This is a genomic window from Nocardioides sp. (genome assembly GCF_031422975.1).
Lineage (GTDB): Bacteria > Actinomycetota > Actinomycetes > Propionibacteriales > Nocardioidaceae > Nocardioides.
On record NZ_JANPEO010000341.1, the window covers coordinates 1 to 4,707 of the forward strand.

At 71.8% G+C, this 4,707-nt stretch carries 5 protein-coding genes; 4 read left to right on the plus strand and 1 reads right to left on the minus strand.

What is annotated here, in order from left to right; translation table 11 throughout:
• Together RMO85_RS10320 and cimA are read left to right on the plus strand one after the other, a co-directional pair.
• The coding region (locus tag RMO85_RS10320) for a hypothetical protein (protein ID WP_310528640.1) at positions 1 to 561 on the plus strand (561 nt) is incomplete at its 5' end.
• 204 nt (positions 562 to 765) lie between these two features.
• Complete coding sequence (gene cimA / locus RMO85_RS10325) at positions 766 to 2,379, plus strand: citramalate synthase (protein ID WP_310528641.1); 1,614 nt, start codon at positions 766 to 768, stop codon at positions 2,377 to 2,379.
• 2 nt (positions 2,380 to 2,381) lie between these two features.
• Here the strand turns inward: cimA and RMO85_RS10330 are convergent, their stop codons facing one another.
• Positions 2,382 to 2,972 carry a helix-turn-helix domain-containing protein gene (locus tag RMO85_RS10330; protein WP_310528642.1) on the minus strand — a complete coding sequence of 197 codons (591 nt, stop codon included), beginning with the start codon at positions 2,970 to 2,972 and terminating at the stop codon, positions 2,382 to 2,384.
• Between the two features lie 64 nt (positions 2,973 to 3,036).
• On the opposite strand from RMO85_RS10330, the gene RMO85_RS10335 reads away from it, so the two are divergent.
• Both RMO85_RS10335 and RMO85_RS10340 read left to right on the plus strand, forming a co-directional pair.
• Positions 3,037 to 3,594 (plus strand): NAD(P)H-dependent oxidoreductase, encoded by a 558-nt coding sequence (locus RMO85_RS10335; RefSeq protein WP_310528643.1) that lies wholly within the window; start codon positions 3,037 to 3,039, stop codon positions 3,592 to 3,594.
• A gap of 21 nt (positions 3,595 to 3,615) precedes the next feature.
• The coding region (locus RMO85_RS10340; protein WP_310528644.1) for an amidase at positions 3,616 to 4,707 on the plus strand (1,092 nt) is incomplete at its 3' end.

The following is a 4,707-nucleotide window of genomic DNA, read 5'->3' on the forward strand; positions in this document are numbered from 1 at the left end:
GGAGTGCTGGTCCTTGCGGGCATCGGCGTCGTCGGTGCCGGCGTCGCGCTGGCGCCCTACCTCGCAGTCCTGGCCCTGACCCTGTTGATCTGGGTCCTCCGTAGTGGCTCGATGGCCGCGAGCTCGGCCGGCCAGCGGCGACAGGTGCGGGGCGTCAAGTGGTACGACGGGGTGCAGGTGCTGCTGGCCGCGCCCTGGCATGCGGTGCGCTCGATCCCGGGCGCGCTGCTGCTGGTGTCGTGGAGCATCGGGCTCGGCCTGGCCGCGGCGCTGCTGTGCTTCGCGGTCGGCGCCGCGATGCTGACCAGCCTCGGGGTCATCGGCGTCGTGCTGGGTGCCGCGATGTGGTGGGGACCGGGGAGTCGCCGTCTGCGCGGCCCGGTGCACCGGCTCTCGCACCCGATCAGTGCCCGGCCGCTGGTGTGGTTCTTCGCCGTCGTCGCGACCGTGGCCGTCGCCACCGGCCTCGGCGCCGCCGCGTCCGCGCAGGGGCCGAACTGGTCGCCCGCCAACGACCGGCCGTTCGCCGACGTCAGCCTGCCGTCCTGGCTCGAGCCCTGAGCCAGCCCTGATCCAGCCCTGACCGCGATCCGAGACTGGGCGCCGATCTCACTCCGGCTGCGGCAGTCCGTGGCACAGTGGGGGCATGCGCATCACCGGCACCATCATCATTGCCTAGCGCGACGGGTCTCCCGCCGCGCCAACCTCCTGACCCCGGGAGGTTTTTTTGTGCCCCGACCAGCCCCGATGAGAAGGATTCATCCGATGTCCCAGCCGTTCGACCTGCAGGGCTCCTTCCACGTCTACGACACGACGCTGCGTGACGGCGCGCAGCAGGAGGGGCTCAACCTCTCCGTCGCCGACAAGCTGACGATCGCGCGCCAGCTGGACGGACTCGGGGTCGGCTTCATCGAGGGAGGATGGCCGGGCGCGAGCCCCAAGGACACCGAGTTCTTCCGCCGCGCCAGCCAGGAGCTCGACCTGCGGCACGCCCGCCTCGCGGCCTTCGGAGCGACGCGTCGGGTCGGGATCAGGGCGGCCGACGACCCGCAGGTCGCGGCGCTGCGCGACAGTGGCGCCTCGGTCGTGACCCTGGTCGCGAAGTCGCACGACCGGCACGTCGAGCTGGCGCTGCGCACCACGCTCGAGGAGAACCTGGCGATGGTCCGCGACACCGTGTCGCACCTGCGCGCGGAGGGCCAGATGGTCTTCCTCGACGCCGAGCACTTCTTCGACGGCTACCGCGACAACCGCGACTACGCGCTCGAGGTGCTGCGTACGGCGACGGAGGCCGGCGCCGAGGTCGTCGCCCTGTGTGACACCAACGGCGGCATGCTGCCCGACTGGGTCTCGGACGTGGTCACCGATGTGATCGCCTCGACCGGAGCGCGCGTCGGCATCCACGCCCACAATGACAGCGGCTGCGCGGTCGCCAACTCGCTGGCCGCGGTGGCCGCCGGCGCCACCCACGTGCAGGGCTGCATCAACGGCTACGGCGAACGCACCGGCAACGCCGACCTCGTCTCCGTCGTGGCCAACCTCGAGCTCAAGCTGGACCGCCGGGTCCTGCCGACCGGGCTGCTGCGCGAGGCCACCCGCATCGCGCACGCCGTGGCCGAGGTGACCAACTTCCCGCCGGCGTCGCGCCAGCCCTATGTCGGGACGTCGGCCTTCGCCCACAAGGCAGGCCTGCACGCGTCGGCGATCAAGGTCGATCCCAGCCTCTACCAGCACATGGACCCGGTCGACGTCGGCAACGACATGCGCCTGCTCGTCTCGGACATGGCCGGTCGCGCCTCCATCGAGCTCAAGGGCCGTGAGCTCGGCTTCGACCTCACGGACAGTCCAGAGGACCGCGAGCTGGTGGCCCGCGTCACCGACCGGGTCAAGGCGATGGAGCAAACCGGATACACCTTCGAGGCGGCCGATGCCTCCTTCGAGCTGCTGCTGATCGAGGAGGTCGAGGGAGTCCGTCCCTCCTACTTCGACGTCGAGTCGTGGCGCGTCATCACCGAGACCCTGACCCACGCCGGGCCTGGCGAGGAAGCGGTGTCCGAGGCGACGGTCAAGCTCGTGGCCGAGGACGTCCGCTACGTCGTGACCGGCGAGGGCAACGGTCCGGTCAACGCCCTCGACGCGGCCCTGCGGACGGCCATCGGCCAGGCCTTCCCGGAGGTCGCGAAGTTCGAGCTCATCGACTACAAGGTGCGGATCCTCGACCAGGGCCACGGCACCGACGCGATCACCCGGGTGCTGATCGAGACCTCGGACGGCGCGTCGTCGTGGGTCACCGTCGGAGTCGGGCACAACGTGATCGAGGCGTCCTGGGGTGCTCTCGTCGACGGGCTGACCTTCGGCCTGCGCAAGCACCACCGCTGAGATCAGGCGCAGACCACGCGACGCACGAGGTCGTCCCAGGCAGCCTCGATCCGCCCCACCGGGATCTGCTCGTGGTCGACCTGTTGCTCGAGGATGACGACCTCCAGCGGCGCCATCAGGGCCGTGGCGAGCAGAGGGATGTCGCCGTCGACGCCGAGTGCGGTGAGCAGGTGGCGCACGTGCATCGCGGAGAACGACACCGCGGCGTACGACCGGGCCCCGGTGTGCCCGGCGCCGCGGATCAGCGCGGCGTGCGCGAGGTTGAGCCGCAGCCGCGAGTGTCCGAAGGCGAGCAGCCGTGCCATCGGGTCATCGTGCGGGCCGAGCGGGGGAGGGCCGCCGATGACCGATCCCTGCCAGTCGGTCTCCGAGCGGTTGAGCACGGCTGCCATCAGGCCCTCGCGGCTCCCGAAGCGGCGGAAGACCGTGCCCTTGCCCACGCCGGCCTCGTGCGCGACAGCGTCCATGGTGACCCCGTCGACCCCGCAGTGGTCGATCAGTCGCTGGGCGGCGGCGAGCAGGGCCTCGCGATTGCGGGCCGCGTCGGAGCGTTCCTGCGGCTGCTGGTCGGCACGAGGAAGCTCGATGGGCACGGGCTCACCCTACGGTCCGCCCCGACCCGGGAATAGAACCGGACCGTGGTCCGTTTGCGCTCACATGACTACCTCTACGCAGACTCGTGTCGCTGTCCTGGTCGGCTCCCTCCGGGCCGACTCCCTCAACCGGCGCATCGCCGAGCACCTCGTGGCCAACGCGCCCGAGGGCGTCTCGCTGGAGATCGTCGAGGGCCTCGACCAGGTCCCGTTCTACAACGAGGAGATCGACGGCGCCGAGGCCCCGGCCGCCGCCGTCGCCCTCCGTGCGGCCGTCGCCTCCGCCGACCGCCTGCTGTTCGTCACGCCCGAGTACAACGGCACCCTGCCGGCCGTGCTGAACAACGCCATCGACTGGCTCTCGCGCCCCTACGGTCAGGGCGCGATCAAGGGCAAGCCCTTCGCAGCCGTGGGCGCGACCCCCACGCCCTACGGCGGCAAGTGGTCGCACGAGCACGCTCGCCACTCCGCAGCCATCGCCGGCGCCCAGGTGGTCGAGGGAGTCGTGGCCAGCGAGTCCGCCCTCAACGGTGATCTCCTTGCCGACGCCGCCGCCCTCGAGCGTCTCGTCGGCGCCCTCAACGCCCTCGTGTCGCACGAGAGCACCCCTGCGGCTGCCTGACGCCGGAGTACGGTCACCGACGTGGCCGCCCTCCATGACCTGACTGCCCTCGAGCAGGGTGACCTCGTCCTTCGCGGCGAGGTCACCCCTCTCGACCTGGTCGAGCACTACCTCGCCCGCGCCGACTCCGTCGGGGCGTTCGTCACCTCCACCCCCGACCGGGCGCGGGCGCAGGCGCGACGACTCCAGGACCACGCTCGCCCCGACGACGCCGGCCCGCTGTGGGGCGTGCCCACCGCGATCAAGGACCTGCACCCGACCGCGGGAGTGCGCACGACCTTCGGCTCCGCGGCCTACGCCGACTTCGTCCCCGATGAGTCGGACGACGTCGTGCTCACCCTCGAGGCCGCCGGCCTGCCGAGCCTCGGCAAGACGAACACGCCGGAGTTCGGCTCGCCCTGCTACACCGAACCGGATGTCGCCCCGCCGGCGGTCACGCCCTGGGACCCCCGCCGCACGGCCGGCGGTTCCTCCGGTGGCGCTGCCGCGGCCGTGGCTGCCGGCCTGGTGCCCGTGGCGCCGGGCTCGGACGGCGGTGGCTCCATCCGGATCCCGGCCTCGTGCTGTGGGCTGGTCGGCCTCAAGCCGACGCGCGGCCGGATCAGCGCCGCCCCCAAGTACGGCGATCCGGTCGGACTCTCCACGGCCGGCCCCCTGGCCCGCACCGTTCGCGACGCTGCCGCCCTGCTCGACGTGATGGCGGGTCGGCGAGTCAGTGATCCCTCCTGGGCGCCACCTCCTCTCGGGTCGTTCCTGGCTGCCTGTGACCGAGACCCCGGACGGCTGAGGGTCGGTCGCTTCGTCACACCAGTGATCACCGACAGTGAGGTCGACCCGAGCTCTCGAGCGGCGTGGCAGGAGACCTCGGAGCTCCTCGCCAACCTCGGCCACGAGGTCGTGGACATCGACGTGCCGCTGCCTCGCGAGGCAGTGTCCACGTTCGAGCTCTGCTGGGCCGTGCTGACGGCCCTGTCCGAGGCACCGGCCGGTCGCGAGCACCAGCTCCGGCCGCTCACGCGCTGGCTGTCCGAGAAGGGACGCGCGGTGAGCGGTCCCGAGTTCGGTCTCGCGATCGGTGCGATGAGGAGGTACGCCGCGGGCGCGTTGTCCGCG